The organism is Enterobacter cloacae complex sp. GYL001 (genome assembly GCF_049237125.1).
Classification (GTDB): Bacteria; Pseudomonadota; Gammaproteobacteria; order Enterobacterales; family Enterobacteriaceae; genus Enterobacter; species Enterobacter hormaechei_C.
The window spans coordinates 89,266-113,044 of the sequence record NZ_JBMKGW010000006.1; the positions used below are offsets into that span (position 1 = coordinate 89,266).

23 protein-coding genes are annotated in these 23,779 nt (G+C 57.2%); 15 read left to right on the forward strand and 8 right to left on the reverse strand.

Annotated elements, in window-relative coordinates:
- Nucleotides 1-58: 58 nt before the first annotated feature.
- The 3 genes from malZ to ACOTWU_RS13045 all read left to right on the forward strand — a co-directional run bounded on the left by malZ (nucleotide 59) and on the right by ACOTWU_RS13045 (nucleotide 5,953).
- Nucleotides 59-1,876 carry a maltodextrin glucosidase gene (malZ, locus tag ACOTWU_RS13035; protein ID WP_126499186.1) on the forward strand — a complete coding sequence of 606 codons (1,818 nt, stop codon included), beginning with the start codon at nucleotides 59-61 and terminating at the stop codon, nucleotides 1,874-1,876.
- A 91-nt stretch (nucleotides 1,877-1,967) separates the two neighbouring features.
- Nucleotides 1,968-4,577, forward strand: a complete 2,610-nt coding sequence (locus ACOTWU_RS13040) for a DUF2339 domain-containing protein (protein WP_126499185.1) — start codon at nucleotides 1,968-1,970, stop codon at nucleotides 4,575-4,577.
- Nucleotides 4,574-5,953 (forward strand): DUF3999 domain-containing protein, encoded by a 1,380-nt coding sequence (locus tag ACOTWU_RS13045; RefSeq protein ID WP_126499184.1) that lies wholly within the window; start codon nucleotides 4,574-4,576, stop codon nucleotides 5,951-5,953. Before ACOTWU_RS13040 ends, ACOTWU_RS13045 begins: the two co-directional genes overlap by 4 nt.
- Before the next feature lie 49 nt (nucleotides 5,954-6,002).
- Here ACOTWU_RS13045 and ACOTWU_RS13050 read toward each other — a convergent pair whose 3' ends face one another.
- Nucleotides 6,003-6,605: a peroxiredoxin C gene (locus ACOTWU_RS13050; protein WP_003859113.1), complete on the reverse strand. Its 603-nt coding sequence runs from the start codon at nucleotides 6,603-6,605 to the stop codon at nucleotides 6,003-6,005.
- 127 nt (nucleotides 6,606-6,732) lie between these two features.
- Nucleotides 6,733-7,314, reverse strand: coding sequence for an ACP phosphodiesterase (gene acpH / locus ACOTWU_RS13055; RefSeq protein ID WP_032647405.1), 582 nt, complete (start codon nucleotides 7,312-7,314; stop codon nucleotides 6,733-6,735).
- Between the two features lie 92 nt (nucleotides 7,315-7,406).
- Here acpH and queA point away from each other — a divergent pair, with 92 nt between their 5' ends.
- From queA to ACOTWU_RS13090, 7 genes are all read left to right on the forward strand, one after another.
- Nucleotides 7,407-8,477, forward strand: a complete 1,071-nt coding sequence (gene queA / locus ACOTWU_RS13060) for a tRNA preQ1(34) S-adenosylmethionine ribosyltransferase-isomerase QueA (protein WP_111961944.1) — start codon at nucleotides 7,407-7,409, stop codon at nucleotides 8,475-8,477.
- A gap of 53 nt (nucleotides 8,478-8,530) precedes the next feature.
- Nucleotides 8,531-9,658: a tRNA guanosine(34) transglycosylase Tgt gene (gene tgt / locus ACOTWU_RS13065; RefSeq protein ID WP_015571303.1), complete on the forward strand. Its 1,128-nt coding sequence runs from the start codon at nucleotides 8,531-8,533 to the stop codon at nucleotides 9,656-9,658.
- Nucleotides 9,659-9,680: 22 nt separating this feature from the next.
- Nucleotides 9,681-10,013, forward strand: a complete 333-nt coding sequence (gene yajC, locus ACOTWU_RS13070; RefSeq protein WP_003859109.1) for a preprotein translocase subunit YajC — start codon at nucleotides 9,681-9,683, stop codon at nucleotides 10,011-10,013.
- A gap of 27 nt (nucleotides 10,014-10,040) precedes the next feature.
- Nucleotides 10,041-11,888, forward strand: coding sequence for a protein translocase subunit SecD (secD, locus tag ACOTWU_RS13075; RefSeq protein ID WP_017383164.1), 1,848 nt, complete (start codon nucleotides 10,041-10,043; stop codon nucleotides 11,886-11,888).
- 10 nt (nucleotides 11,889-11,898) lie between these two features.
- The gene (secF, locus tag ACOTWU_RS13080; protein ID WP_003859105.1) at nucleotides 11,899-12,870 is read left to right on the forward strand and encodes a protein translocase subunit SecF; all 972 of its coding nucleotides are present in this window, start codon (nucleotides 11,899-11,901) and stop codon (nucleotides 12,868-12,870) included.
- A gap of 138 nt (nucleotides 12,871-13,008) precedes the next feature.
- On the forward strand, nucleotides 13,009-13,374 hold the full coding sequence (locus ACOTWU_RS13085) for a VOC family protein (RefSeq protein WP_126499183.1): 366 nt from the start codon (nucleotides 13,009-13,011) through the stop codon (nucleotides 13,372-13,374).
- 10 nt (nucleotides 13,375-13,384) lie between these two features.
- Complete coding sequence (locus ACOTWU_RS13090) at nucleotides 13,385-14,065, forward strand: helix-turn-helix transcriptional regulator (RefSeq protein WP_017383166.1); 681 nt, start codon at nucleotides 13,385-13,387, stop codon at nucleotides 14,063-14,065.
- Nucleotides 14,066-14,153: 88 nt separating this feature from the next.
- On the opposite strand, the gene ACOTWU_RS13095 is transcribed toward ACOTWU_RS13090, so the two are convergent.
- Nucleotides 14,154-15,038, reverse strand: coding sequence for a nucleoside-specific channel-forming protein Tsx (locus ACOTWU_RS13095; protein ID WP_026080602.1), 885 nt, complete (start codon nucleotides 15,036-15,038; stop codon nucleotides 14,154-14,156).
- A 268-nt stretch (nucleotides 15,039-15,306) separates the two neighbouring features.
- Nucleotides 15,307-15,846, reverse strand: a complete 540-nt coding sequence (locus tag ACOTWU_RS13100; RefSeq protein ID WP_126499182.1) for a DUF3251 domain-containing protein — start codon at nucleotides 15,844-15,846, stop codon at nucleotides 15,307-15,309.
- Nucleotides 15,847-15,998: 152 nt separating this feature from the next.
- Here ACOTWU_RS13100 and nrdR point away from each other — a divergent pair, with 152 nt between their 5' ends.
- The 5 genes from nrdR to thiL all read left to right on the forward strand — a co-directional run bounded on the left by nrdR (nucleotide 15,999) and on the right by thiL (nucleotide 19,605).
- Nucleotides 15,999-16,448, forward strand: coding sequence for a transcriptional regulator NrdR (gene nrdR / locus ACOTWU_RS13105; protein ID WP_003859099.1), 450 nt, complete (start codon nucleotides 15,999-16,001; stop codon nucleotides 16,446-16,448).
- Nucleotides 16,449-16,452: 4 nt separating this feature from the next.
- The gene (gene ribD / locus ACOTWU_RS13110; protein WP_058700535.1) at nucleotides 16,453-17,556 is read left to right on the forward strand and encodes a bifunctional diaminohydroxyphosphoribosylaminopyrimidine deaminase/5-amino-6-(5-phosphoribosylamino)uracil reductase RibD; all 1,104 of its coding nucleotides are present in this window, start codon (nucleotides 16,453-16,455) and stop codon (nucleotides 17,554-17,556) included.
- Nucleotides 17,557-17,643: 87 nt separating this feature from the next.
- Entirely contained in the window at nucleotides 17,644-18,114 is a 471-nt protein-coding gene (gene ribE, locus ACOTWU_RS13115; protein WP_003859098.1) for a 6,7-dimethyl-8-ribityllumazine synthase, read from the forward strand.
- A gap of 21 nt (nucleotides 18,115-18,135) precedes the next feature.
- Nucleotides 18,136-18,555: a transcription antitermination factor NusB gene (gene nusB / locus ACOTWU_RS13120; RefSeq protein ID WP_006809908.1), complete on the forward strand. Its 420-nt coding sequence runs from the start codon at nucleotides 18,136-18,138 to the stop codon at nucleotides 18,553-18,555.
- 78 nt (nucleotides 18,556-18,633) lie between these two features.
- Nucleotides 18,634-19,605: a thiamine-phosphate kinase gene (gene thiL / locus ACOTWU_RS13125; RefSeq protein ID WP_060460095.1), complete on the forward strand. Its 972-nt coding sequence runs from the start codon at nucleotides 18,634-18,636 to the stop codon at nucleotides 19,603-19,605.
- A 90-nt stretch (nucleotides 19,606-19,695) separates the two neighbouring features.
- Here thiL and ACOTWU_RS13130 read toward each other — a convergent pair whose 3' ends face one another.
- From ACOTWU_RS13130 to xseB, 4 genes are all read right to left on the reverse strand, one after another.
- Nucleotides 19,696-20,670 (reverse strand): aldo/keto reductase, encoded by a 975-nt coding sequence (locus ACOTWU_RS13130; protein WP_017383171.1) that lies wholly within the window; start codon nucleotides 20,668-20,670, stop codon nucleotides 19,696-19,698.
- 62 nt (nucleotides 20,671-20,732) lie between these two features.
- Nucleotides 20,733-22,595 carry a 1-deoxy-D-xylulose-5-phosphate synthase gene (gene dxs, locus ACOTWU_RS13135; protein ID WP_015571294.1) on the reverse strand — a complete coding sequence of 621 codons (1,863 nt, stop codon included), beginning with the start codon at nucleotides 22,593-22,595 and terminating at the stop codon, nucleotides 20,733-20,735.
- 24 nt (nucleotides 22,596-22,619) lie between these two features.
- Nucleotides 22,620-23,519, reverse strand: a complete 900-nt coding sequence (ispA, locus tag ACOTWU_RS13140; protein WP_126499181.1) for a (2E,6E)-farnesyl diphosphate synthase — start codon at nucleotides 23,517-23,519, stop codon at nucleotides 22,620-22,622.
- Complete coding sequence (gene xseB, locus ACOTWU_RS13145; protein ID WP_003859094.1) at nucleotides 23,520-23,762, reverse strand: exodeoxyribonuclease VII small subunit; 243 nt, start codon at nucleotides 23,760-23,762, stop codon at nucleotides 23,520-23,522.
- Nucleotides 23,763-23,779 lie beyond the last annotated feature (17 nt).

A 23,779-nucleotide genomic window follows, 5' to 3' on the forward strand; every position in this document is an offset into this window, starting at 1 on the left:
AGCTATCTTTAATCACCCTGTGGCAAGGTGACGTCAATTTCATCAAAGGGGATTCGTGATGTTAAACGCCTGGCACCTTCCGGTTGCCCCATTTGTTAAGCAAAACAAAGACAACCTTGTGATTACGCTCTGGCTGGCAGGGGACAATCAGCCTGAACGTGTGACCCTGCGCGCCGAAGTGGATAACGAAGAAACGTCGCTGAAAATGCACAAAGTGCGCAGCCAGCCGCAGCCGGGCGTCACGGCGTGGCGGGCAAATATCGATTTGCGCAGCGGGCAGCCGCGTCGCCGCTACGGCTTCAAGCTGCTGTGGAATAACCGGCAGCTGTGGTTTACCCCGCAGGGCTTCAGCCGTTTTCCTCCGGCCCGGCTGGAGCAGTTTGCCGTGGATCACCCGGATAACGGCCCGCAGTGGGTTAACGATCAGGTCTTTTACCAGATTTTCCCGGACCGCTTTGCGCGCAGCGAAAAGCGCACCGCCGATCAGGACAAGGTTTATTACCATCATGCGGTCGGTCACGACATCATTCTGAAAAAATGGGACGAGCCGCTGACCGCCCAGGCGGGGGGATCGACCTTTTACGGCGGCGATCTCGACGGTATCAGCGAAAAACTGCCGTACCTTAAAAAGCTCGGCGTCACGGCGCTGTACCTGAACCCGGTGTTTAAAGCGCCAAGCGTGCACAAATACGATACGCAGGACTACCGCCACGTTGACGAGCAGTTTGGTGGTAACGAGGCGCTGCTGCGGCTGCGGCACAACACGCAAAAAGAGGGTATGCGCCTGATCCTTGATGGCGTGTTCAATCACAGCGGTGATTCTCACGCATGGTTTGACCGTCATAATCAATCGATGGGCGGCGCATGCCATAATCCGGACTCACCGCAGCGTGACTGGTACAGTTTTGATGAGAATGGCCGCGCCCTGGACTGGCTGGGCTATCCGAGTCTGCCGAAGCTCGATTTCCAGTCGCCATCGCTGGTGAATGAGATCTACGGCGGCGACGACAGCATCGTGCGCCACTGGCTGAAAGCGCCGTGGAGCATGGACGGCTGGCGGCTGGACGTGGTGCATATGCTGGGTGAAGCAGGCGGGGCGCGGAATAACCTTCAGCATGTCGCCGCCATTACCCGGTCGGCAAAAGCGGTCCGGTCGGAAGCATTCGTCTTCGGGGAGCACTTTGGCGACGCGCGTCAGTGGTTGCAGGCTGATGCAGAAGACGCGGCGATGAACTATCGCGGCTTCACCTTCCCGCTGTGGGGTTTCCTCGCTAACACCGATATCTCTTACGATCCGCAGCATATCGACGCCGAAACCTGCATGGCGTGGATGGAAAACTATCGCGCTGGCCTGTCGCATCAGCAGCAGCTGCGGATGTTTAACCAGCTCGACAGCCATGATACCGCGCGCTTTAAATCATTGCTGGGTAAAGATGTGGCGCGTCTGCCGCTGGCAGTGACCTGGCTCTTTACCTGGCCGGGCGTACCCTGCATCTACTATGGCGATGAAGTGGGGCTGGAGGGGAATAACGATCCGTTCTGCCGTAAAACCTTCCCGTGGGAGAGTGAAAAACAGGATCAGGATCTGCTCAGCCTGTACCAGCGTATGGCGACGCTGCGCAGGCAGAGTCAGGCCCTGCGCTACGGGGGCTGTCAGGTGATGTACGCCCACGATAACGTGGTGGTGTTTGTCCGCGTCTATAACCAGCAGCGCGTGCTGGTGGCGATCAACCGGGGCGAGGCGTGTGAAGTGGTGCTTGAAGATTCGCCGCTGCTGGCCGGTAAAACGTGGAAGAGCAAAGAGGGTAAAGCGACGTTCCAGGAGAGCGTGCTCACGCTGCCCGCGATCTCCGCTGCGGTCTGGTTCGGCAGCTAAGCGCAGGCAGAATGGTTTTCACCTTTTAAGATGGCGCAAATGCAACGATTTGTGTCAATCTTAGCGGATCGTTTACGGTGAAGGTGGAAACATGGACGAGCTTTACATCCTTGGCTGTTTGTTCCTGGTTTTTGCGCTGGTCGTGGCACCCGTGCTCGCGGTGATAGGTTTTAACCGAAGCACGGCGGCGCGGCAGGAGATCGCCCGGCTTCGCCAGCGCATTGAGGCGCTTGAGCAGCGCGGTGTCACTGAGAAAGCGCCGGAGCCGGTGCAGACCGCCGCGCCGGTGGAGACGCCAGCGTCGGTGGCAGAAGCCGTTACCGCACCTGTCGATCCCTGGCGTCCCGAACCGCCCGTCACTAAAGCAGAACCAGCGCTTGTACCGGCGGCAAAACGGCCTTCCGCCTTTGGCGGCATCCTGTCCTCGCTGACGCGCTGGTTTATGCAGGGCAATCCGCTGGCAAAACTGGGAATTGTACTGCTCTTCCTCGGCCTCTCTTTCCTGCTGCGCTATACCGTTGAACATTCACTGTTTCCGCTTGAGCTGCGTCTTGCCGCCACGGCGCTGTTTGCCATGGTTCTGCTGGCCGTTGGATGGCGGCTGCGGCACAGGCAGCGGATCTACGCGCTGATCCTCCAGGGCGGGGCGACCGGCGTGCTTTATCTGACCGTCTTTGGCGCATTCCGGCTGTGGCAAATGCTGCCGATGACGCTGGCGTTTGCGCTGCTGGTGGTGATTTGCGCGGCGAGCGTCGGGCTGGCCGTGCTGCAAAAGGCACTGAGCCTTGCCATGCTGGCGAGCCTCGGCGGATACCTTGCGCCGCTGCTGTTGTCTACCGGAGGCGGCAGCTTTGTGTCGCTGTTCTCCTTCTATCTCCTGTTATCCATCGGCATTCTCGTCATCAGCATCTGGCAGCACTGGCGCGAGCTCAACCTGCTCGGGTTGCTCTTTACGTTTGGCGTTGGCGGGGTGTGGGGGCTGAGCGACTACCAGCCGGAAGACTATGTTATTTGTCAGCTGTTCCTGATTGCCAATACGCTTATTTTTGGCGTGTTTAGCGTGGCGTTGTCGCTGCGGGCGCAGGAAAAAGGCAAACAGATTATTGACGGCGCACTGCTGTTTGCTCCGCCGCTGATTGGTTTTGGGATGCAGTATGGCATGACGTCTCACTGGACGTACGGCCCGGCGCTCAGCGCGCTGGGCTATGGTGCGTTTTATCTCTCACTGGCGTTTCTCGCACTGCGACGCTATCCGTCTGTCGGGCGGCCACTGATTATGGCGGCGCTGGCGATCGGCGGCGGGTTTGCCACGCTTGCCATTCCGCTGGCGCTTTCAGCGCGCTGGACGGCGATGGCCTGGGCGCTGGAAGGGCTGGGTATTCTCTGGCTGGGCGTGCAACAGCAGCAGCGGCGCATGAGCTATAGCGGGACGGCGCTGCTGGTGCTGGCGCTCGGCAGCGCGATATGGGCGCAAATGGACGGCGTCACCTCGTTGAGCCTGCTGCTTATTTTCGCAGTGCTCAGTCTTTGCTGGCTGGCTGCGGCCTGGCTGTGGCAGAAAATCGCGCAGCCGGGCAGTTGGGCATTGCTGGCCGGTGGGCTGCTGTTCTGGTTAGTGGCGCTGCTGGGCGCGTCGCAGCTGTTCCTGAAGCAGGAGTTATCGGTTCTGGAAGGCGTGCTGGCGCTGACGGCGGCGTCGGCCTGGGGATGGCGGCAGGCTGCCGCTCGTCTGGCGTGGCGGGAGCTGGATGCCAGCAAATGGCTGCTGTGGCCGGTGATGCTGCTGATGGTGCTGTATCAGATCTGGCAACAGCAAATCCTGGCGGCCGGCTGGGCAAATCTGGCCTGGGCTATTGCGCTGCCTGCCGCCCTGATGCTGCTGCGGCGCGACGAAGATAAACTTCTGCCGCGCATCTCAATGGGGCTGCATCTGTCGCTGGTGTGGATGATTTTACTCGCCATAGCCGCCGAGCTTTACTGGTTTGCCCGCTCCCTGCCGTGGGGCATGGCGGCCTGGGGAAGCGGCATTGCGATGGCTGTTGGCGGTGGGGTGATTATGGCGCTCTCCGCGGCCGTGCGGCGTCGCGGGTGGCCGTTCCGGGTATGGCCTGCGCTCTACGCCTGCCTTGCCGCGATCCCTGTGGTTGTGGCGCTGGTGGTATTGCTGGTCGTGACCAATTTGCAGGACGGTGTGGTCTATCAACAGACATGGCTGCCGCTGGTGAACCCGCTTGAGGAAGGGGCGGCGTTCGCGCTGCTGGGGCTGGTGGTGTTTTATCGGGAAGTGGATCGCTACTATCCGGCATCGCTTGCGCAGTCCCGTCCGTGGCCCGCCGTTGTGCTGATGGCCCTGGGTTTCTGGTGGCTTAACGGCGCATTGCTGCGCGCGCTGGCGTGGTACGGCGAGGTGGCCTGGAATATGGAGTCGTTGTGGCATTCGCGGCTTATCCAGACCACCTTTGCCCTGTTCTGGATGTTGTGCGCGCTGGTGGTCATGATCCGCGCCACCCGTCACGCCTCCCGTCAGCAGTGGCTTGGCGGTGCGGCGCTACTGGGGGTGGTCATGCTCAAACTGATGCTGGTGGACAGCGCGGGCGGTGGCGGCCTGGCGCGCGCCGTCGCGTTTATTGGCGTGGCGATCCTGGTCCTGATTGTGGGCTATTTCTCGCCGCTACCGCCTAAAGCAGGAGAAGAAAAATGAAATGGATGAACGCGGTTGTTTGTACGGCACTGCTGGCCGTGGCCGGTCCGGCATTCAGCGAGGGCGCGCCAGCGGAATCCCCGCGGGATTATGCCTATGGCCTGTCCCTTGATACCTCTGCCTCTTCGCCGTGGTATCGGGTCATGCTGCCGCTGGCGGTTTATCAGCAGAGCACATCGCCCGATCTGCGCGACGTGCGCGTGTTTAATCAGTCGGGCGAGCCGGTACCGTTCAGCCTGGTTACCACGACGCGTCCGCAGCCGGCACCGACCACCACGGCGCTGCGCCTCTTTGCGCTTAACGCCTCGCCGGGCGGAGAAGAGGACAGCGGCGATAAAATTATGCTACGGGCCAGAAACGGCGTGGAAATTGTGCTGGAAGGGCAACACGCGGCGGCTGCCGGACAGCACTATCTGCTGACCCTGCCGGAAAACGCGACGGAGGTTCCGCTCTCTCAGCTCCAGCTTTTCTGGGACACGCCGCAGGGCTCGTGGCAGGGGACGGCATCGGTCTATTACAGCGAGGATCTGAAAAACTGGTATACCCTGCGCGAAGAGATACCCCTGCTGGACGTGATGAGTGGACAGGATCGCCTGAAGCTCGACCGCATTGATACCGATCTGGTGTTATCGCCTGAGGGGAATCGTTATCTGCTGCTGGTGCTGAACACGGGGCGTTCTGCCCTGACGTTAACCGGCGTCAACGCGATTAACGCGACTGAACAGCCGGAATCTGAGCACATTAGCCTGGCGGGAGAGGGGGAGCGGTTATCCGAAAGCGAAGCCGTGTGGCGCTGGAAACATCCGCAGCCTCTGAGTGCGATCGGCTTCATGCTGAATGGCGACGGTGTTCTCCCGGCAGAAATAGCCTGGCGGGAGGCGGATAAGGATCGGTGGCATACGCTGAAAAAAGAGGTGATCTACCAGCTCGGCGGCAAAACGTCTGAACCTGTTCCGCTCCCTGGCGGGCTGGTCGAGGCGGTAAAAATCAAGACCCTCAATGCGCGTTTGCCTGAGAACCTGCCTGGCGTGACCGGGCAACGCGTGCGCTACGATCTGGTGTTTAACGCGCAGGGGAAGGGGCCGTACCTGCTCGCGTGGGGGAACGGGGCTGCGAAACCGGCGAGCGTGGAGACGGATATGCTGATCCCGACCGAACTGCGTAAAACCTACGATCTGGCAGCCCTGCCGATGGCGGATACGCTGGAACCTGTCCCGCTGGGTGGCGAGGCGCGTTTAACCGCGACGTCTGCGGCTGAGCAGGAAAGCAGAATGAAAACGCTGATGGTCTGGGGCGTACTGATTGCGGGGGTGATGGTGCTTGCGGGTATGGCATGGCGCATCTGGCGCGAGGTAAAAAAAGACGGCGCAGCATAAGCCATAAAAAAACCCGCGTATTCGCGGGTTTTTTGGTAAACCGTGCCGATTACAGGCTGGATACGTTCTCAGACAGGTATTTAGCTACGCCGTCTGGGGAAGCCGCCATACCTTCTTTACCTTTTTCCCACTGAGCCGGGCACACTTCACCGTGCTCTTCGTGGAACTGGAGCGCGTCAACCATGCGCAGCATTTCGTCGATGTTACGACCCAGCGGCAGATCGTTCACAACCTGGTGACGAACGATGCCGTTCGCGTCGATCAGGAAAGAACCACGCAGTGCAACGCCAGCGTCCGGATGTTCGATACCGTAAGCCTGCTGGATTTCGCGTTTGATGTCCGCAACCATCGCGTATTTCACTGCACCGATGCCGCCGTTTTCGACAGGGGTGTTACGCCATGCGTTGTGTACAAATTCAGAGTCGAAGGAGACGCCAACCACTTCCACGCCACGCTTCTGGAATTCTTCGTAACGTTTGTCGAACGCGATCAGCTCAGACGGGCAAACGAAAGTGAAGTCCATTGGCCAGAAGAACAGAACGGTCGCTTTACCGTTGGTGTGCTGTTTGAAGTTGAAGTTTTCAACGATTTCACCATTGCCCAGAACGGCGGCAGCTGTAAAATCCGGAGCCGGACGAGTTACCAGAACCATATGATTCTCCTGTAGATACTAAGGTTATTTGGAACGCAACGCGGGCCAGTATAGAGGCAGTACGGGAATAAGACAAAGAGGTGGTAACAATCGTTCCACCAGCTTTTACCTATCAATCGAACCGACTTCACAGTTCTTTATTTTTCGCCTGCGTCATCATACGCGGGTAGAACTGCCAGAAGCGGGTTTCCAGCGCATCATAATGTTCATCCAGATCATGCCATGAGTCGCGCAGCGCGTCCAGACGCGGTCGACGGCTCGCCATGCCGTTCAGGACGTTCTGAATGAAATCCATCTCGCGGTATCGCTCCAGCCAGCGTTCAGACCAGAGATAGTTATTCAGATTCACAAAGCGCGGCGGGGAGTCCGGCAAAATGATCGACACCTGCGCGTGGGCGTAGCGCACAAACTCAGGCAGCGACATATCAGGCGACAGCCGGGACCAGTGGCGCGACAGGAAATGATCCCACATGACGTCGAGCGTGATCGGCGCCACGCGTCGGGTTTCGGGGCGGAACCAGGCTTTGGCTTCCGTCACTTCCGGCAGGTTATCGGTCAGCACGTCGATGCGGCGGTGCATAAAAATCCCGTCGACAACCTCCGGGGAAAAGTCTTCCGCGGGGTTGCCGCGTACAAAATCGGCCAGCAAATTGCCGGAGAGGGAGCTGTCCGCGAGATGAGCGAGATGCAGATGAGCGAGAAAATTCATGCGTTTTCGTTGTCCGGTGGCGGCTAGTTGTTGCAGCAAAAGGGTGTGAGCACTAGACTATGCCGCCTGTTTTTAAGTCACGAGTATACGTCATGCGCGTCGCCGATTTCTCCTTTGAACTACCTGAATCCCTGATTGCTCACTACCCCATGCCTGAGCGTAGCAGCTGTCGCTTGCTGTCACTGGACGGGCCAACGGGCGCGCTGACGCACGGTACTTTCACCGATCTGCTCGACAAGCTCAACCCTGGCGATCTGCTGGTCTTTAACAATACCCGCGTGATCCCGGCGCGTCTGTTTGGCCGTAAAGCCAGCGGCGGCAAGATCGAGGTGCTGGTCGAACGTATGCTCGATGATAAACGTATTCTGGCACATATTCGCGCCTCCAAAGCGCCGAAGCCGGGCGCTGAGCTGCTGTTGGGGGATGACGAGAGCATCAAAGCGACCATGACCGCGCGCCACGACGCGCTGTTCGAGGTAGAATTCAACGACGAGCGCACGGTGCTCGATATCCTCAACGCCATCGGCCACATGCCGCTGCCGCCGTATATTGAGCGCCCGGACGAAGAGGCCGACCGCGAGCTGTATCAGACCGTCTACAGCCAGAAGCCTGGCGCGGTGGCGGCACCAACGGCGGGCCTGCACTTTGATGAACCGCTGCTGGAAAAGCTGCGCGCCAAAGGCATTGAGATGGCGTTCGTGACGCTGCACGTCGGCGCGGGTACCTTCCAGCCGGTGCGCGTGGACAGCATCGAAGACCACATCATGCACTCTGAGTATGCCGAAGTGCCACAGGAGGTTGTGGATGCGGTGCTGGCGGCGAAAGCGCGCGGTAATCGCGTCGTGGCCGTCGGTACAACGTCGGTACGTTCCCTTGAGAGCGCTGCGCAGGCCGCGGAAAGCGAGCTGATTGAGCCGTTCTTTGGCGATACGCAGATCTTTATCTACCCGGGCTATCAGTACAAAGTCATTGATGCGCTGGTGACCAACTTCCATCTGCCTGAATCGACGCTGATTATGCTGGTTTCCGCGTTTGCGGGGTATCAGCATACGATGAACGCCTACAAGTCTGCGGTAGAACAAAAATATCGCTTTTTTAGCTACGGTGACGCGATGTTTATCACGTACAATCCGCAGGCTTTGAATGAGCGTGTCGGGGAATAAGTCCGCGGCACCGTATTACAACGTTGGACTGTTTTTCTGACGTCGGAGAAAAAATGAAATTTGAACTCGATACCACCGATGGCCGCGCGCGTCGCGGTCGTCTGGTGTTTGATCGCGGCGTGGTAGAAACCCCCGCGTTTATGCCTGTGGGCACGTACGGCACCGTAAAAGGAATGACGCCGGAAGAAGTTGAAGCCACTGGCGCACAGATTATCCTCGGCAACACCTTCCACCTGTGGCTGCGTCCGGGCCAGGAGATCATGAAGCTCCACGGCGACCTGCACGATTTCATGCAGTGGAAAGGCCCGATCCTCACCGACTCCGGCGGTTTCCAGGTCTTCAGCCTGGGCGATATCCGTAAGATCACCGAGCAGGGCGTACACTTCCGCAACCCGATCAACGGCGATCCAATCTTCCTCGATCCGGAAAAATCCATGGAGATTCAGTACGATCTCGGCTCCGATATCGTAATGATCTTCGACGAATGTACGCCATACCCGGCGGACTGGGACTACGCCAAGCGTTCCATGGAGATGTCCCTGCGTTGGGCGAAGCGTAGCCGCGACCGTTTTGACGCCCTGCAAAACAAAAATGCGCTGTTCGGCATTATTCAGGGCAGCGTTTACGAAGATTTACGCGATATCTCGGTTAAAGGTCTGGTAGAGATAGGCTTTGATGGCTACGCTGTCGGCGGTTTGGCTGTGGGTGAGCCGAAGGAAGATATGCACCGCATTCTGGAGCATGTCTGCCCGCAAATCCCGGCGGATAAACCACGATACCTGATGGGTGTGGGTAAACCAGAAGATCTGGTGGAAGGCGTACGTCGCGGCATTGATATGTTCGACTGCGTTATGCCAACCCGAAACGCGCGTAACGGTCATCTGTTCGTTACCGATGGCGTGGTGAAAATCCGTAACGCGAAGCATAAGAGTGACACCAGCCCGCTCGATTCCGAGTGCGATTGCTATACCTGTCGCAATTATTCTCGCGCGTATCTGCATCATCTCGATCGTTGCAACGAGATTTTGGGGGCGCGTCTCAATACCATTCATAATCTTCGTTATTATCAGCGCTTAATGGCTGGTTTACGTAAGGCTATCGAAGAGGGTAAATTAGAGAGCTTCGTGACCGATTTCTACCAACGTCAGGGGCGGGATGTTCCACCGTTGAACGTTGATTAATTTTAATAATGAGGGAATTTGAATGAGCTTTTTTATTTCTGATGCGGTAGCAGCAACGGGTGCACCAGCGCAGGGCAGCCCGATGTCTCTGATTCTGATGCTGGTTGTGTTCGGTCTGATCTTCTACTTCATGATCCTGCGTCCACAGCAGAAGCGTACTAAAGAGCACAAAAACCTGATGAACTCCATCGCGAAGGGCGATGAAGTCCTGACCAATGGTGGCCTGGTGGGTCGCGTAACCAAAGTAGCGGAAAACGGCTACATTGCTATCGCCCTCAACGACACCACTGAAGTGGTTATCAAACGTGACTTCGTAGCTGCCGTTCTGCCGAAAGGCACCATGAAGGCGCTGTAATCCCAACTTTTCCCAAAGGGAACTGCCGTGTTAAACCGTTATCCTTTGTGGAAGTACATCATGCTGGTCGTCGTGATTATCGTCGGCCTGCTGTACGCGCTTCCCAACCTGTATGGTGAGGATCCGGCCGTTCAAATCACTGGCGCGCGCGGTGTCGCCGCCAGTGAGCAAACGCTGATCCAGGTCCAGAAAACGTTACAAGAAGAAAAAATTACCGCTAAGTCTGTGGCACTGGAAGAGGGCGCAATTCTTGCTCGCTTCGACACCACCGACACGCAGCTCCGCGCACGTGAAGCGCTGATGGGCGTGCTGGGTGATAAATATGTCGTGGCGCTTAACCTTGCTCCTGCAACCCCACGCTGGCTGGCTGCGCTGAACGCAGAGCCAATGAAACTGGGTCTTGACCTGCGTGGCGGCGTTCACTTCCTGATGGAAGTGGATATGGATACCGCGCTCGGCAAGCTACAGGAACAGAATATCGACAGCCTGCGCAGCGATCTGCGCGATAAGGGCATTCCGTACACCACCGTACGTAAAGAAGATAACTACGGCCTGAGCATCACGTTCCGCGACAGCGCGGCACGCGATCAGGCTGTGACGTATCTGTCTCAGCGTCACCGCGATCTGGTGATCACCTCTCAGGGCAGCAACCAGCTGCGTGCGGTAATGACCGACGCGCGTCTGAGTGAAGCGCGTGAATACGCCGTTCAGCAGAACATTAACATTCTGCGTAACCGTGTAAACCAGCTGGGCGTGGCTGAGCCACTGGTACAGCGTCAGGGTGCTGACCGTATCGTGGTCGAACTGCCGGGTATCCAGGATACCGCCCGTGCGAAAGAGATTCTGGGCGCGACGGCGACCCTGGAGTTCCGTCTGGTTAACTCCAATGTCGACCAGGCTGCTGCGGCTTCAGGCCGTGTGCCGGGCGATTCTGAAGTGAAACAGACCCGCGAAGGCCAGCCTGTTGTGCTGTACAAACGCGTGATCCTGACCGGTGACCATATCACCGACTCCACTTCAAGCCAGGATGAGTACAACCAGCCGCAGGTTAACATCTCGCTGGATAGCGCAGGTGGCAACATCATGTCTAACTTCACCAAGGACAACATCGGCAAGCCGATGGCGACCCTGTTCGTGGAGTACAAAGACAGCGGTAAGAAAGACGCCAATGGCCGTGCCGTGCTGGTGAAAGAGGAAGAGGTGATTAACATCGCCAACATCCAGTCTCGTCTGGGTAACAGCTTCCGTATTACCGGTATCAGCAACCCGAACGAAGCGCGTCAGCTCTCTCTGCTGCTGCGTGCCGGTGCGCTGATTGCGCCAATTCAGATTGTTGAAGAACGTACCATCGGTCCAACCCTGGGTATGCAGAACATCAAACAGGGTCTGGAAGCGTGTCTGGCCGGTCTGGCGGTGTCCATCATCTTCATGATCTTCTTCTATAAGAAGTTCGGCCTGATTGCGACCTCCGCGCTGATTGCCAACCTGGTGCTGATCATCGGTATCATGTCCCTGCTGCCGGGGGCGACGCTGACCATGCCGGGGATTGCGGGTATCGTCTTAACCCTTGCGGTGGCGGTCGACGCCAACGTACTGATAAACGAACGTATCAAAGAAGAGCTGAGCAACGGTCGTTCTGTACAGCAGGCGATTGAAGAAGGCTACAAAGGAGCGTTCAGCTCCATCTTCGATGCGAACGTAACAACACTGATTAAGGTTCTTATCCTGTATGCAGTGGGTACTGGCGCGATCAAAGGCTTTGCGATTACTACCGGTATCGGTGTCGCAACGTCGATGTTTACCGCTATTGTCGGCACCCGTGCCATCGTGAACCTGCTGTACGGCGGCAAGCGCGTCAAAAAGCTGTCTATCTGAGGAGTGCGTTGTGGCACAGGAATATACTGTTGAACAATTGAACCACGGCCGTAAAGTCTGGGACTTTATGCGCTGGGACTACTGGGCCTTCGGCATTTCAGGTTTTCTGCTGATCTTGTCCATCGTCATTATGGGCGTGAAAGGCTTTAACTGGGGTCTGGATTTCACCGGTGGTACGGTGATCGAAATTACCCTGGAAAAACCGGTCGATATGGACCAGATGCGTGAGTCTCTGCAAAAAGCGGGCTTTGAAGAGCCGCTGCTACAGAACTTCGGCAGCAGCCGCGACATCATGGTGCGTATGCCGCCGGTACACGATGCCAACGGCAGCCAGGAGCTGGGCAGCAAGGTCGTCCAGGTTATTAACGAAACGACCAGCCAGGATGCAACGGTTAAGCGTATTGAGTTTGTCGGCCCGAGCGTTGGTGCTGACCTGGCGCAGACCGGTGCGATGGCGCTGCTGGTGGCGCTGATCTCGATCCTGATTTACGTCGGTTTCCGCTTTGAGTGGCGACTGGCGGCAGGCGTGGTTATCGCCCTGGCGCACGACGTGGTGATCACCATGGGCATACTGTCTCTGTTCCACATTGAGATTGACCTGACGATTGTGGCATCCCTGATGTCCGTTATCGGTTACTCACTGAACGACAGTATCGTGGTATCTGACCGTATTCGTGAAAACTTCCGTAAGATCCGTCGCGGCACGCCGTACGAAATCTTTAACGTGTCGTTGACCCAGACGCTGCACCGTACGTTGATCACCTCCGGCACCACCCTGATGGTGATCCTGATGCTGTTCCTGTTCGGTGGCCCGGTGCTGGAAGGCTTCTCGCTGACCATGCTGATCGGTGTGTCTATCGGTACGGCCTCGTCTATCTACGTCGCGTCCGCACTGGCGCTGAAGCTGGGCATGAAGCGTGAGCATCTGATCCAGCAGAAAGTCGAGAAAGAAGGGGCGGATCAGCCGTCCATTCTGCCGTAAGAGTCTTATGCGGTATCGAAATCCCGGCCTGCTGGCCGGGATTTTTTTTGTCTGCATCTCACAAACACTCCTGACAGTATGCTGTCAGGAGCCCTGTCGTAGACTCCTTCTGAACCCTAACAACAGGCAGGAGGACGTATGAAAAGTGTTATTAACTGGTTTGAAATTCCGGTCGCCGATATGGATCGCGCCATCAAATTTTATGAGCCGGTGATGCAGGTCGCGCTGCGGCGCGAGAAGATGGACGTGGCTGAGCTGGCGATTTTCCCGCACGAGGATCCGGCCACCGGCGGCGCGCTGGCGAAATTTGACGGCGTTACACCCTCTTCACAGGGCGCTATTATTTACCTGCATGCTGACAATCTGGCGGCCACGCTCGATCGTATTGCTTCTGCGGGTGGTGAGTGCGTGTTTGGCCCGCTGGAACTGCCGCAAGGCATTGGCACTATAGCCCTGTTTACCGACAGCGAAGGTAATCGCGTCGGCCTCCATCAACCGGTATGAGAGTAAACCGATGACCCGACGCGCTGACCGTTTGTTCCAGATTGTGCAGATCCTTCGGGGCAGGCGTCTGACAACGGCAGCGCATCTGGCGGAAAGGCTTGGCGTGTCCGAGCGCACGGTGTACCGCGATATCCGCGACCTGTCGCTTTCCGGCGTGCCGGTGGAAGGCGAGGCGGGAAGCGGATATCGGCTGATGTCGGGTTTTGATTTACCGCCGCTGATGCTGACCAACAAGGAGTCCGAGGCGCTGATGGTGGCGATCCGTCTGCTCAAAACCTGGGGCGGGGAATCGCTGTCGCGCGAGCTGGAGTCGGCCCAGGAAAAAGTGCTGGCGATCCTGCCAGAAGAGAGCCGCCGCAAAGCTGAACAGACGCGGATTTACGCGCCGGATATTGCGCTTCAGCCCCATTCCCGCAGCGGATTTGATGTGATTCATCAGGCGATATCTGCGCAGCGCGTGCTGGCGCTGCATTACCGTGATGAGGCCGGACAGTTAACCTGGCGTGAGGTGCAGCCGCTTGGGCTGTTCTTCTGGGGGGAACACTGGCTGTTGGCTGCGTGGTGCGAGCGGCGCGATGACTATCGCTGTTTCCGGCTCGACCGATGCCTCAATATTGTGCAGACGGAGAGGCGGTTTAGCGAAAGTGCGGACAGGTCATTGGCAGATTTTTTGCGCAAGGTGAGGCAGTAAAAAGCCGGGTGGCGGCTACGCCTTACCCGGCCTACATTCGGATCGTAGGCCCGGTAAGCGTAGCGCCACCGGGCGGAATCCGCACTGTTTAGAAGTTGTAACCCACGACCAGGTAACCACCCCAACCGGTAGAGCGAACGCTGAAGTCGCCGTTGCCAAAGTTCAGGCTGGCGTCGTCGTTCCACTGGCCACCGTTGTGCCAGTAACGCGCAACAACAGAGTAGTGCCAGTGATCGTAGTTCAGCGCCAGGATGTGGCTGGACGCGATGGAGTCGTTAGTGCGCGCTTTTCTGCCGTTCAGGTCGCGGAAATCGTTATCGCCCAGGTCTGAACCCCAGTCAAAGTTGGTGAAGCCGATATAGCTCAGGTTGCCGCCCCACAGTTGGGTAATTGGCACGAAGTATTTCACTTTGAAACGGTAGCCGTCCCACTCGTTCTCGTTCGCGGCGCCGTAGTTCTGCCACTGGTATTTTGCGTAGACGTTCATGGACAGGCTCATCGGCAGGCCAGTCTCAATGTCTGTACCCAGACCCATGTACCAGGTGCTCTGGCGACCGGACTTGTTGCGACCCATGTCGTAGATGTAGTTGTTTGCGAAATACCACTCTTTGAACGGACCAAACGCCAGACTGGTACCGGTCAGTTTATCAATGGAGAAGCGGGGTTCGATCTCCATGAACAGTGGGGAACCGTGGTTCCAGATGCCTTTCGCGTCGGTATTACCGCCGAAGAATACCGGTGCGTCCATGTAGCCATAGAAATCAAACCAGTCTTTTTTAGCGAATGCTTCGTACTCGAGGTAGGTATCGTTACGGATCTGCGGTCCGAAACGGGTATGGTAGCTGCCTACAACGTTAACGCTCTGATGCCACCAGTCGGAGAGGTATTGTGGTTTGTCGTTTTCCGCTGCGTTAACAGTGAAAGAGGTGGAGAGTGCCAGAACTGCACCGGCTGCGAGTAATGTTTTTTTCATAATCATGCCACTGATTGAAATTCCCTTCCGGGAGTGAAAAATGCGCGAATTGCGTTTCTAAATATTTCGTATTTCTGCGGAGCCTATTATAGGAATCCTTGCTCACAAAAATATGTGTTGTTTCACATATCTCTCACATACGTAATCGATTGCGTTCACGTTTGCGTACTTTAGACGGGCGGGATTGTAGCGGCAATCATTTATGTTGCCAATCCATACGAAATGTAAATGTTAGCGGAGTGACATTTCACTCCGCTAGAAGGGCGGGTTATTGCGCGGCGGGTTGAATGTCGTGAATACGGATAAAGCCCAGCTGTTCTGGGGTCAGTCCGCTCAGCTGGAGCGGGATATCAACATCGCTCGGCGCCAGCGTGCTGGCGGGGGCGGTGAAGAGCTGATTCTTCACGTTCACTTCCTGATAGCTCTGCGTGGTGCCCTGAATCTGGCCCCACTCTACGGTGCCGCTGAACGCGGGAAGCGGATCGTTGGACTCACCCTGAATGCGTAATGTTGCGCGAGTACCATCGGCATTCGCTGCAACATTCACCACAGACATCTTTAGCGTGCCAATCTGGCTGTTCAGACGCGCGGGCGTGTTTGCACCTGGCAATAAATAAACGCCATTGCTGGATTTGGCATTCAGCGCGTTCTGCTGGGTGATCTTCACGGTTTCTTTGTTAAGTTTGTCCATCGCCACGTTAAGCGTATTCACGCTTTGTTTCATCTCGCGGACTTCGCTTTGCTGTGCGCAGGCGCTGAGCGTGAACAGGCTCCCCACCAGCACTATTTTCAGGTAACGTCTTGTCATTGCGTTTAATTCCTTGAAATCACAGATTGCTGCAATGGTAGACAGGATATTGCCGTCAGGCATAGATCCTTTGTCTCAAAAAGCTCTTCCTTTGTTGTCGGGCCAGTTCAGGGTAAAATAGAAATCAGTTAACCAGATAACAGGGACATCGTATGCATTGCCCATTTTGCTCCGCTGTGGATACCAAAGTCATCGACTCGCGTCTTGTAGGCGAAGGGTCTTCCGTGCGTCGTCGTCGGCAGTGTCTGGTGTGCAACGAGCGTTTTACCACCTTTGAAGTGGCAGAGCTGGTAATGCCGCGCGTGGTAAAAAGTAACGATGTGCGCGAACCGTTCAATGAAGAGAAACTGCGTAGCGGGATGCTCAAGGCGCTGGAAAAACGGCCCGTCAGCTCCGATGACGTCGAAATGGCGTTAAACCATATTAAATCTTATCTGCGGGGGTTAGGCGAGCGCGAAGTGCCGAGCAAAATGATCGGCAATCTGGTGATGGAACAGCTGAAGAAGCTCGATAAAGTCGCCTATATCCGCTTTGCCTCCGTTTACCGCAGCTTCGAAGACATCAAAGAGTTTGGCGAAGAGATCGCCCGCTTACAGGATTAAGCCCATGCACGATGAGATGTACATGGCGCGCGCCATGAAGCTGGCGCAGCGCGGTCGGTTTACCACTCACCCTAACCCCAATGTCGGGTGCGTCATTGTTAAAGATGGCGAGATCGTGGGGGAAGGTTTTCACTACCGCGCAGGCGAGCCGCATGCTGAAGTGCATGCCCTGCGCATGGCGGGTGAGAAAGCGCGTGGCGCGACGGCCTATGTGACGCTGGAGCCATGCAGCCATCACGGACGTACGCCGCCGTGCTGTGAGGCGCTGATTGCGGGGGGCGTCTCGCGCGTTGTCGCCGCCATGCAGGATCCTAATCCGCAGGTGGCGGGCCGCGGGCTGTATCGTCTGCAACAGGAAGGCATCGACGTCAGCCACGGCCTGATGATGCAGGATGCCGAAAACATCAACAAAGGCTTCCTGAAGCGTATGCGCACCGGCTTCCCGTTTATCCAGCTTAAGCTTGGCGCGTCACTGGATGGCCGCACGGCGATGGCGAACGGCGAGAGCCAGTGGATCACCTCGCCGCAGGCAAGGCGCGATGTGCAACGTCTGCGCGCGCAAAGCCATGCTATTCTCACCAGCAGTGAAACGGTACTGGCTGACGATCCGGCCATGACCGTGCGCTGGGAAGAGCTGAATGCGGATACGCAGGCGCTCTATCCGCAGGAGAACCTGCGTCAGCCGCTGCGCATTATTGTTGATAGCCAGAACCGCGTGACGCCGGAGCACCGCATCGTGCAGCAGCCGGGTGAAACCTGGATTGCCCGCACCAAAGAAGATACGCGCGAGTGGCCGGAAGGCGTGCGCAGCATTATGGTGCCGGAACATAACGGGCATCTCGATCTCGTGGTGCTGATGATGTTGCTCGGCAAACAGCAGGTCAACAGCATCTGGGTTGAAGCCGGTCCGACGCTCGCCGGCGCACTGCTTCAGGCGGGGCTGGTGGATGAGCTTCTCGTCTACGTTGCGCCTAAACTGTTAGGTAATGACGCGCGCGGCCTGTTTGTGCTGCCCGGCCTTGAAAAACTGGCCGATGCGCCGCAACTCTCATTCAGCGAGATTCGTCCGGTAGGCCCGGATGTCTGCCTCCATTTAACGACAGCGTAATTGCTCCTGAAATAGGGAAGCAGTGCGCAAAGTATTATGATAAAATCCGCCCCCCTGCGGGGCCAAATGAACCCGTAAAGGAAGAGTATGAACATTATTGAAGCTGCTGTAGCTACCCCGGACGCTCGCGTCGCCATCACCATTGCGCGTTTCAACAACTTCATCAACGATAGCCTGCTGGAAGGTGCGGTTGACGCCCTGAAACGTATCGGCCAGGTTAAAGATGACAACATTACCGTCGTTTGGGTACCAGGTGCTTACGAACTGCCACTGGCAGCGGGCGCGCTGGCGAAAACCGGTAAATACGACGCGGTGATTGCGCTGGGTACCGTTATTCGTGGCGGCACTGCGCACTTCGAATACGTTGCGGGCGGTGCAAGCAACGGTCTGGCACACGTTGCACAGGATGCTGAAATCCCTGTCGCGTTCGGCGTGCTGACCACCGAAAGTATTGAACAAGCCATCGAACGTGCTGGCACTAAAGCCGGTAACAAAGGTGCAGAAGCTGCACTGACCGCGCTTGAAATGATCAATGTATTGAAAGCCATCAAGGCCTGATTTTTTTGTAAGGGGAATTCCGTGAAACCTGCTGCTCGTCGCCGCGCCCGTGAATGTGCCGTCCAGGCACTTTACTCCTGGCAGTTGTCCCAGAACGACATCGCTGATGTTGAATACCAGTTCCTGTCAGAACAGGACGTGAAAGACGTTGACGTTCTGTACTTCCGTGAACTGCTGTCGGGAGTGGCGACTAATAGCGCGTATCTCGATGGTCTGATGAAGCCATACCTGTCCCGTCTGCTCGAAGAGCTGGGCCAGGTCGAAAAAGCAGTGTTGCGTATCGCGCTGTTTGAGCTGTCTAAACGTGATGATGTGCCGTACAAAGTGGCCATCAACGAAGCGATCGAACTGGCGAAAACCTTCGGCGCTGAAGACAGCCACAAGTTTGTTAACGGCGTGCTGGATAAAGCCGCACCTGCGATCCGTCCCCACAAAAAGTGATCCGCAAACCGGAGTCTTGCATTGCCTTTTTGGCAGTGCGGCTCCGGTTTTTTTATTTAATTTGCTGAGGCATAACGTATGGCATGCGGCGAATTCTCCCTGATTGCCCGTTATTTCGACCGTGTCAGAACCTCTCGTCTTGATGTTGAAACCGGCATTGGCGATGACTGCGCACTTCTCAATATTCCCGAAAAACAGACGCTGGCAATCAGCACCGACACCTTAGTGTGTGGGCGTCATTTCCTGCCGGATATCGATCCTGCCGATCTGGCGTATAAAGCGCTGGCGGTGAACGTCAGCGATCTGGCGGCAATGGGCGCCGACCCGGCCTGGCTGACGCTGGCTCTGACCCTGCCGGAGGTGGATGAAGCCTGGCTTGAAGCCTTCAGCGATGCCCTGTTTGAACAGCTGAATTATTACGATATGCAGCTGATTGGCGGTGATACCACCGCCGGTCCGCTGTCCATGACCCTGGCAATCCACGGCTATGTGCCTGCCGGGCGCGCGCTGAAGCGCTCGGGTGCAAAACCAGGCGACTGGATCTACGTGACCGGTACGCCGGGCGACAGCGCCGCGGGGTTAGCTATCCTTCAGAATCGCTTAACGGTTGAAGAGGCTGACGATGCGGCGTATCTGGTGAAGCGCCATCTGCGGCCAACGCCGCGTATTCTGCACGGTCAGGCGCTGCGCGAGCGGGCCAGTTCGGCTATCGATTTGTCTGACGGGCTGATCTCCGATCTCGGCCATATCCTGAAGGCCAGCGGCGTGGGCGCACGCGTTGACCTGGATCTGTTCCCGCTGTCGGAGCAACTGCTTCGCCATGTCGAATCTGAACAGGCGCTGCGCTGGGCGTTATCCGGTGGAGAAGATTATGAGCTGTGCTTCACCGTGCCTGAGCTGAATCGCGGGACGCTGGATGTGGCGCTAGCGCATCTCGGCGCGAAATTTACCTGCATCGGGCAGGTGATGCCGGAAAGTGAAGGGTTGCTGTTTGTCCGCGACGGCGCCCCGGTTACGCTTGACTGGAAAGGGTACGATCACTTTGGGTGAGTGTTTTGCCGGGTGGCGGCTTCGCCTTACCCGGCCTACGATCGCACTTTATTTGTAGGCCGGGTAAGCGCAGCGCCACCCGGCAAGTGTTTATTTAAACCCTACCACCGGATGCTGCTGATACGGCGTCTCCAGCTCGGCAATCTGCTCCGGCGTCAACGATAAGTCCACCGCACTCAACAACTCATCCAGCTGTTCTTCCCGCGACGTGCCCACAATCGGCGCGGCGACACCGCGCTTGCTCAGCAGCCACGCCAGCGCCACCTGCGCGCGCGTTGCACCGATATCGTCGGCGATCCCGGCTAAGCGTTCGGCAATTAACGCATCGCTGGCTTCTGTATCGTCATACAGGTTTTTACCCACTTCATCCGATACCAGCCGGGCGGTAGTTTCGCCCCACGGACGGGTTAACCTTCCGCGCGCCAGCGGGCTCCACGGGATCACCGCCACGCCTTCCTGGTAGCAGAGCGGCAGCATCTCGCGCTCTTCTTCCCGGTAAATCAGGTTGTAGTGATCCTGCATAGTGACAAAGCGCGCCCAGCCGTGCTGCGCCTGGAGATCGAGCGCCTGGGCAAACTGTGAGGCATGCATGGACGATGCGCCGATGTAGCGCGCTTTACCGGCTTTCACAACGTCGTTTAACGCTTCAAGCGTCTCTTCGATCGGGGTGTTGTAATCCCAGCGGTGGATTTGCAGCAGGTCGACGTAATCCATGTTCAGGCGTCTGAGGCTGTCATCAATGGAACGCAGGATCTGCGCGCGAGAAAGGCCTTCCGCCAGATCGCCTGACGGGTAGTACACCTTAGTGGCGACCACAACGTCATCACGACGGGCAAAATCTCGCAGGGCGCGGCCCACAATCTCTTCGCTGCTGCCATCTGAGTAGCTGTTGGCGGTATCGAAGAAGTTGATGCCGCCGTCAATGGCGCGCTTGATGATAGGGCGGCTGCTCTCTTCCGGCAGCGTCCAGGCATGATTTCCCCGGTCAGGCTCGCCAAACGTCATGCATCCCAGGCAAAGCCGGGACACCTTAAGGTCCGTTTTTCCTAATGTCGTGTATTGCATGGTTCCGCTCCTGCTGTTTAAACAATACGTTTAAGCATAGCAGGAGCAGAAAAGGGGAGGGATCAGGCCAGCCAGGTGCGGATTTTAGCTTCGATACCGGCGGCGTCCAGACCAATGTCGGCGCGCGCCTCATCCTGGGTGCCTTGCGGGATGAAGTGGTCAGGGAGGCCGAGATTAAGCACCGGAACGGCTTTACGGTTCGCCATCAGCACTTCGTTCACGCCGCTACCCGCGCCACCCATGATGGCGTTCTCTTCCAGCGTGACCAGCACGTCATGGCTTTCCGCCATGCTCAGAATCAGAGATTCATCGAGCGGCTTCACGAAGCGCATATCGACCAGCGTCGCATTCAGGTTTTCAGCGACTTTTGCCGCTTCCGGCATCAACGTACCAAAGTTCAGGATCGCCACTTTTTCACCACGGCGTTTCACCAGACCTTTACCGATATCCAGTTTTTCCAGCGGCTGTAATTCAACGCCAAGGGCATTACCGCGCGGATAACGTACCGCGCAGGGGCCGTCCTGATAGTGGTAACCGGTATACAGCATCTGACGACACTCGTTTTCGTCGCTTGGCGTCATGATCACCATATCAGGGATGCAGCGCAGGAAGGAGAGATCAAACGCGCCCTGGTGCGTCTGGCCGTCAGCCCCCACAATGCCCGCGCGATCGATAGCAAACAGCACCGGCAGCTTCTGAATGGCAACGTCATGGATAACCTGATCGTAGGCGCGTTGCAGGAAGGTAGAGTAGATCGCTACCACCGGCTTGTAGCCGCCAATCGCCAGGCCCGCAGCAAAGGTTACCGCGTGCTGCTCGGCGATAGCCACGTCGAAATACTGGTCCGGGTATTTTTTGGAAAACTCCACCATGCCGGAGCCTTCACGCATGGCAGGCGTCACCGCCATCAGCATGTTGTCTTTCGCCGCCGTTTCGCACAGCCAGTCGCCAAAGATTTTTGAGTAGCTCGGCATCCCGCCGCTGCTTTTCGGCAGGCAGCCGCTGGTATGGTCGAACTTAGGCACCGCGTGGAAGGTGATCGGATCTTTTTCCGCCGGTTCGTAACCACGCCCTTTTTTGGTCATGATATGCAGGAACTGCGGGCCTTTCAGGTCGCGCATGTTTTTAAGCGTCGTCACCAGGCCCAGCACATCGTGGCCGTCCACCGGGCCAATATAGTTAAAGCCCAGCTCTTCGAACAGCGTACCCGGCACGACCATGCCTTTGATGTGTTCTTCGGTACGCTTAAGCAGCTCTTTAATCGGCGGTACGCCGGAGAAGACTTTTTTACCGCCTTCACGCAGTGAGGAGTAAAGCTTGCCGGACAGCAGCTGCGCCAGATGGTTATTCAGCGCGCCGACGTTCTCGGAGATCGACATTTCGTTATCGTTGAGGATCACCAGCATGTCCGGTTTGATATCGCCCGCGTGGTTCATGGCCTCAAAGGCCATCCCGGCGGTGATCGCCCCGTCGCCAATCACGCAGACGGTGCGGCGTTGTTTATTCTCTTTTTCGGCGGCAACGGCAATACCAATGCCCGCAGAAATGGAGGTGGAAGAGTGGCCGACGCTTAACACATCATATTCACTCTCGCCGCGCCACGGGAACGGGTGCAGGCCCCCTTTCTGGCGAATGGTGCCAATTTTATCGCGACGTCCGGTCAGAATTTTGTGCGGATAGGCCTGGTGGCCTACATCCCAGATCAGCTGATCGAACGGCGTGTTATAGACGTAATGCAACGCCACGGTCAGCTCAACCGTGCCAAGTCCGGAGGCGAAGTGGCCGCTGGAGCGGCTAACGCTGTCGAGCAGGTAGCGACGCAGCTCGTCACACAGCTTCGGCAGACTCTCTTTCGGCAACAGACGTAACTCCTGAGTGGAGTCAACTAACGCCAGTGTCGGGTATTTGGCAATATCAAAACTCATCAAAGGCTCATCGAGATTTATAGTTTATTTATCACGCTGGATTATGTAGTCCGCTAGCGCTTCCAGTGCCGAGGTATCCAGCGATTGCGCGGCCAGCTCATTCAGCGACCGGCGGGCATCGTCTATCAGATCCCGGGCTTTACGTTGGGCATGCTCAAGGCCCAACAGGGCGGGGTAGGTACTTTTGCCAAGCTGCTGATCCGCACCCTGACGTTTTCCCAATGTTGCAGTATCGCCCACCACATCCAGAATGTCATCCTGAACCTGGAATGCCAGACCGATACTTTCTGCGTATCTGTCCAGAATCGGCAGGGCTTTACGCCCGCGTTCACCCGCGCTCAACGCGCCCAGGCGAACGGCTGCACGAATCAGTGCGCCCGTTTTGTGACGGTGGATGCGCTCCAGCTGTTCCAGAGTAACCTGACGACCTTCAGCCTCCAAATCCAGCGCCTGGCCGCCGCACATCCCGGCGACGCCGCTGGCCATTGCCAGTTCGGACACCATTGCCAGACGATCGCGATCGCTCACCTCAACCATCGGCGCATCGCTCAGAATGGAGAAGGCCAGGGTTTGCAGCGCATCCCCCGCCAGAATGGCATTCGCTTCGCCAAATTTGATATGGCAGGTTGGCTGACCGCGACGCAGATCGTCATCGTCCATGGCCGGCAAATCATCGTGGATCAGCGAATAGGCGTGGATACACTCCACGGCGGCTGCCGGGGCGTCCAGCGTGTTATCGCTGATACCGAACATATTGCCCGTGGCATACACCAGGAACGGACGCAGGCGTTTACCCCCCAAGAGTGCGCCATAGTGCATGGCTTCAACCAGTGGAGTGTTCTGAAAAGGCTGCGGCCCAATGAATCGGCGCAGCGCATCGTTGGCGCGGATAACGCGCGCCTGAAGCGCGTTGGAAAAATCCATTTACTCGGCGTCCGGTGTGAATGGCGTGGTTTTAGCGTCTTCGCTGTCGGAAAGCAGGATCTGCACACGCTGCTCGGCCTGCTGGAGTTTTACCTGCCCCTGGCGCGCGAGCTGCACGCCGCGTTCAAATTCGTTGAGCGCGTCTTCCAGCGGGAGATCGCCACTCTCAAGACGGGTAACGATCTGCTCCAGTTCACTCAGCGCAGTTTCGAAACTGGCCGGTGCGTCGTTTTTCTTCGGCATAGTGAATTGACTCTTAA

What these genes read in the sequence shown, in the direction of transcription:
- malZ (WP_126499186.1), top strand. Translation starts at nt 59, where the DNA reads ATGTTAAACGCCTGGCACCTTCCGGTTGCCCCATTTGTTAAGCAAAAC.
- ACOTWU_RS13040 (WP_126499185.1), top strand. Translation starts at nt 1,968, where the DNA reads ATGGACGAGCTTTACATCCTTGGCTGTTTGTTCCTGGTTTTTGCGCTG.
- ACOTWU_RS13045 (WP_126499184.1), top strand. Translation starts at nt 4,574, where the DNA reads ATGAAATGGATGAACGCGGTTGTTTGTACGGCACTGCTGGCCGTGGCC.
- ACOTWU_RS13050 (WP_003859113.1), bottom strand. Translation starts at nt 6,605, where the DNA reads ATGGTTCTGGTAACTCGTCCGGCTCCGGATTTTACAGCTGCCGCCGTT.
- acpH (WP_032647405.1), bottom strand. Translation starts at nt 7,314, where the DNA reads ATGAATTTTCTCGCTCATCTGCATCTCGCTCATCTCGCGGACAGCTCC.
- queA (WP_111961944.1), top strand. Translation starts at nt 7,407, where the DNA reads ATGCGCGTCGCCGATTTCTCCTTTGAACTACCTGAATCCCTGATTGCT.
- tgt (WP_015571303.1), top strand. Translation starts at nt 8,531, where the DNA reads ATGAAATTTGAACTCGATACCACCGATGGCCGCGCGCGTCGCGGTCGT.
- yajC (WP_003859109.1), top strand. Translation starts at nt 9,681, where the DNA reads ATGAGCTTTTTTATTTCTGATGCGGTAGCAGCAACGGGTGCACCAGCG.
- ACOTWU_RS13085 (WP_126499183.1), top strand. Translation starts at nt 13,009, where the DNA reads ATGAAAAGTGTTATTAACTGGTTTGAAATTCCGGTCGCCGATATGGAT.
- ACOTWU_RS13090 (WP_017383166.1), top strand. Translation starts at nt 13,385, where the DNA reads ATGACCCGACGCGCTGACCGTTTGTTCCAGATTGTGCAGATCCTTCGG.
- ACOTWU_RS13095 (WP_026080602.1), bottom strand. Translation starts at nt 15,038, where the DNA reads ATGAAAAAAACATTACTCGCAGCCGGTGCAGTTCTGGCACTCTCCACC.
- ACOTWU_RS13100 (WP_126499182.1), bottom strand. Translation starts at nt 15,846, where the DNA reads ATGACAAGACGTTACCTGAAAATAGTGCTGGTGGGGAGCCTGTTCACG.
- nrdR (WP_003859099.1), top strand. Translation starts at nt 15,999, where the DNA reads ATGCATTGCCCATTTTGCTCCGCTGTGGATACCAAAGTCATCGACTCG.
- ribD (WP_058700535.1), top strand. Translation starts at nt 16,453, where the DNA reads ATGCACGATGAGATGTACATGGCGCGCGCCATGAAGCTGGCGCAGCGC.
- ribE (WP_003859098.1), top strand. Translation starts at nt 17,644, where the DNA reads ATGAACATTATTGAAGCTGCTGTAGCTACCCCGGACGCTCGCGTCGCC.
- thiL (WP_060460095.1), top strand. Translation starts at nt 18,634, where the DNA reads ATGGCATGCGGCGAATTCTCCCTGATTGCCCGTTATTTCGACCGTGTC.
- ACOTWU_RS13130 (WP_017383171.1), bottom strand. Translation starts at nt 20,670, where the DNA reads ATGCAATACACGACATTAGGAAAAACGGACCTTAAGGTGTCCCGGCTT.
- dxs (WP_015571294.1), bottom strand. Translation starts at nt 22,595, where the DNA reads ATGAGTTTTGATATTGCCAAATACCCGACACTGGCGTTAGTTGACTCC.
- ispA (WP_126499181.1), bottom strand. Translation starts at nt 23,519, where the DNA reads ATGGATTTTTCCAACGCGCTTCAGGCGCGCGTTATCCGCGCCAACGAT.
- xseB (WP_003859094.1), bottom strand. Translation starts at nt 23,762, where the DNA reads ATGCCGAAGAAAAACGACGCACCGGCCAGTTTCGAAACTGCGCTGAGT.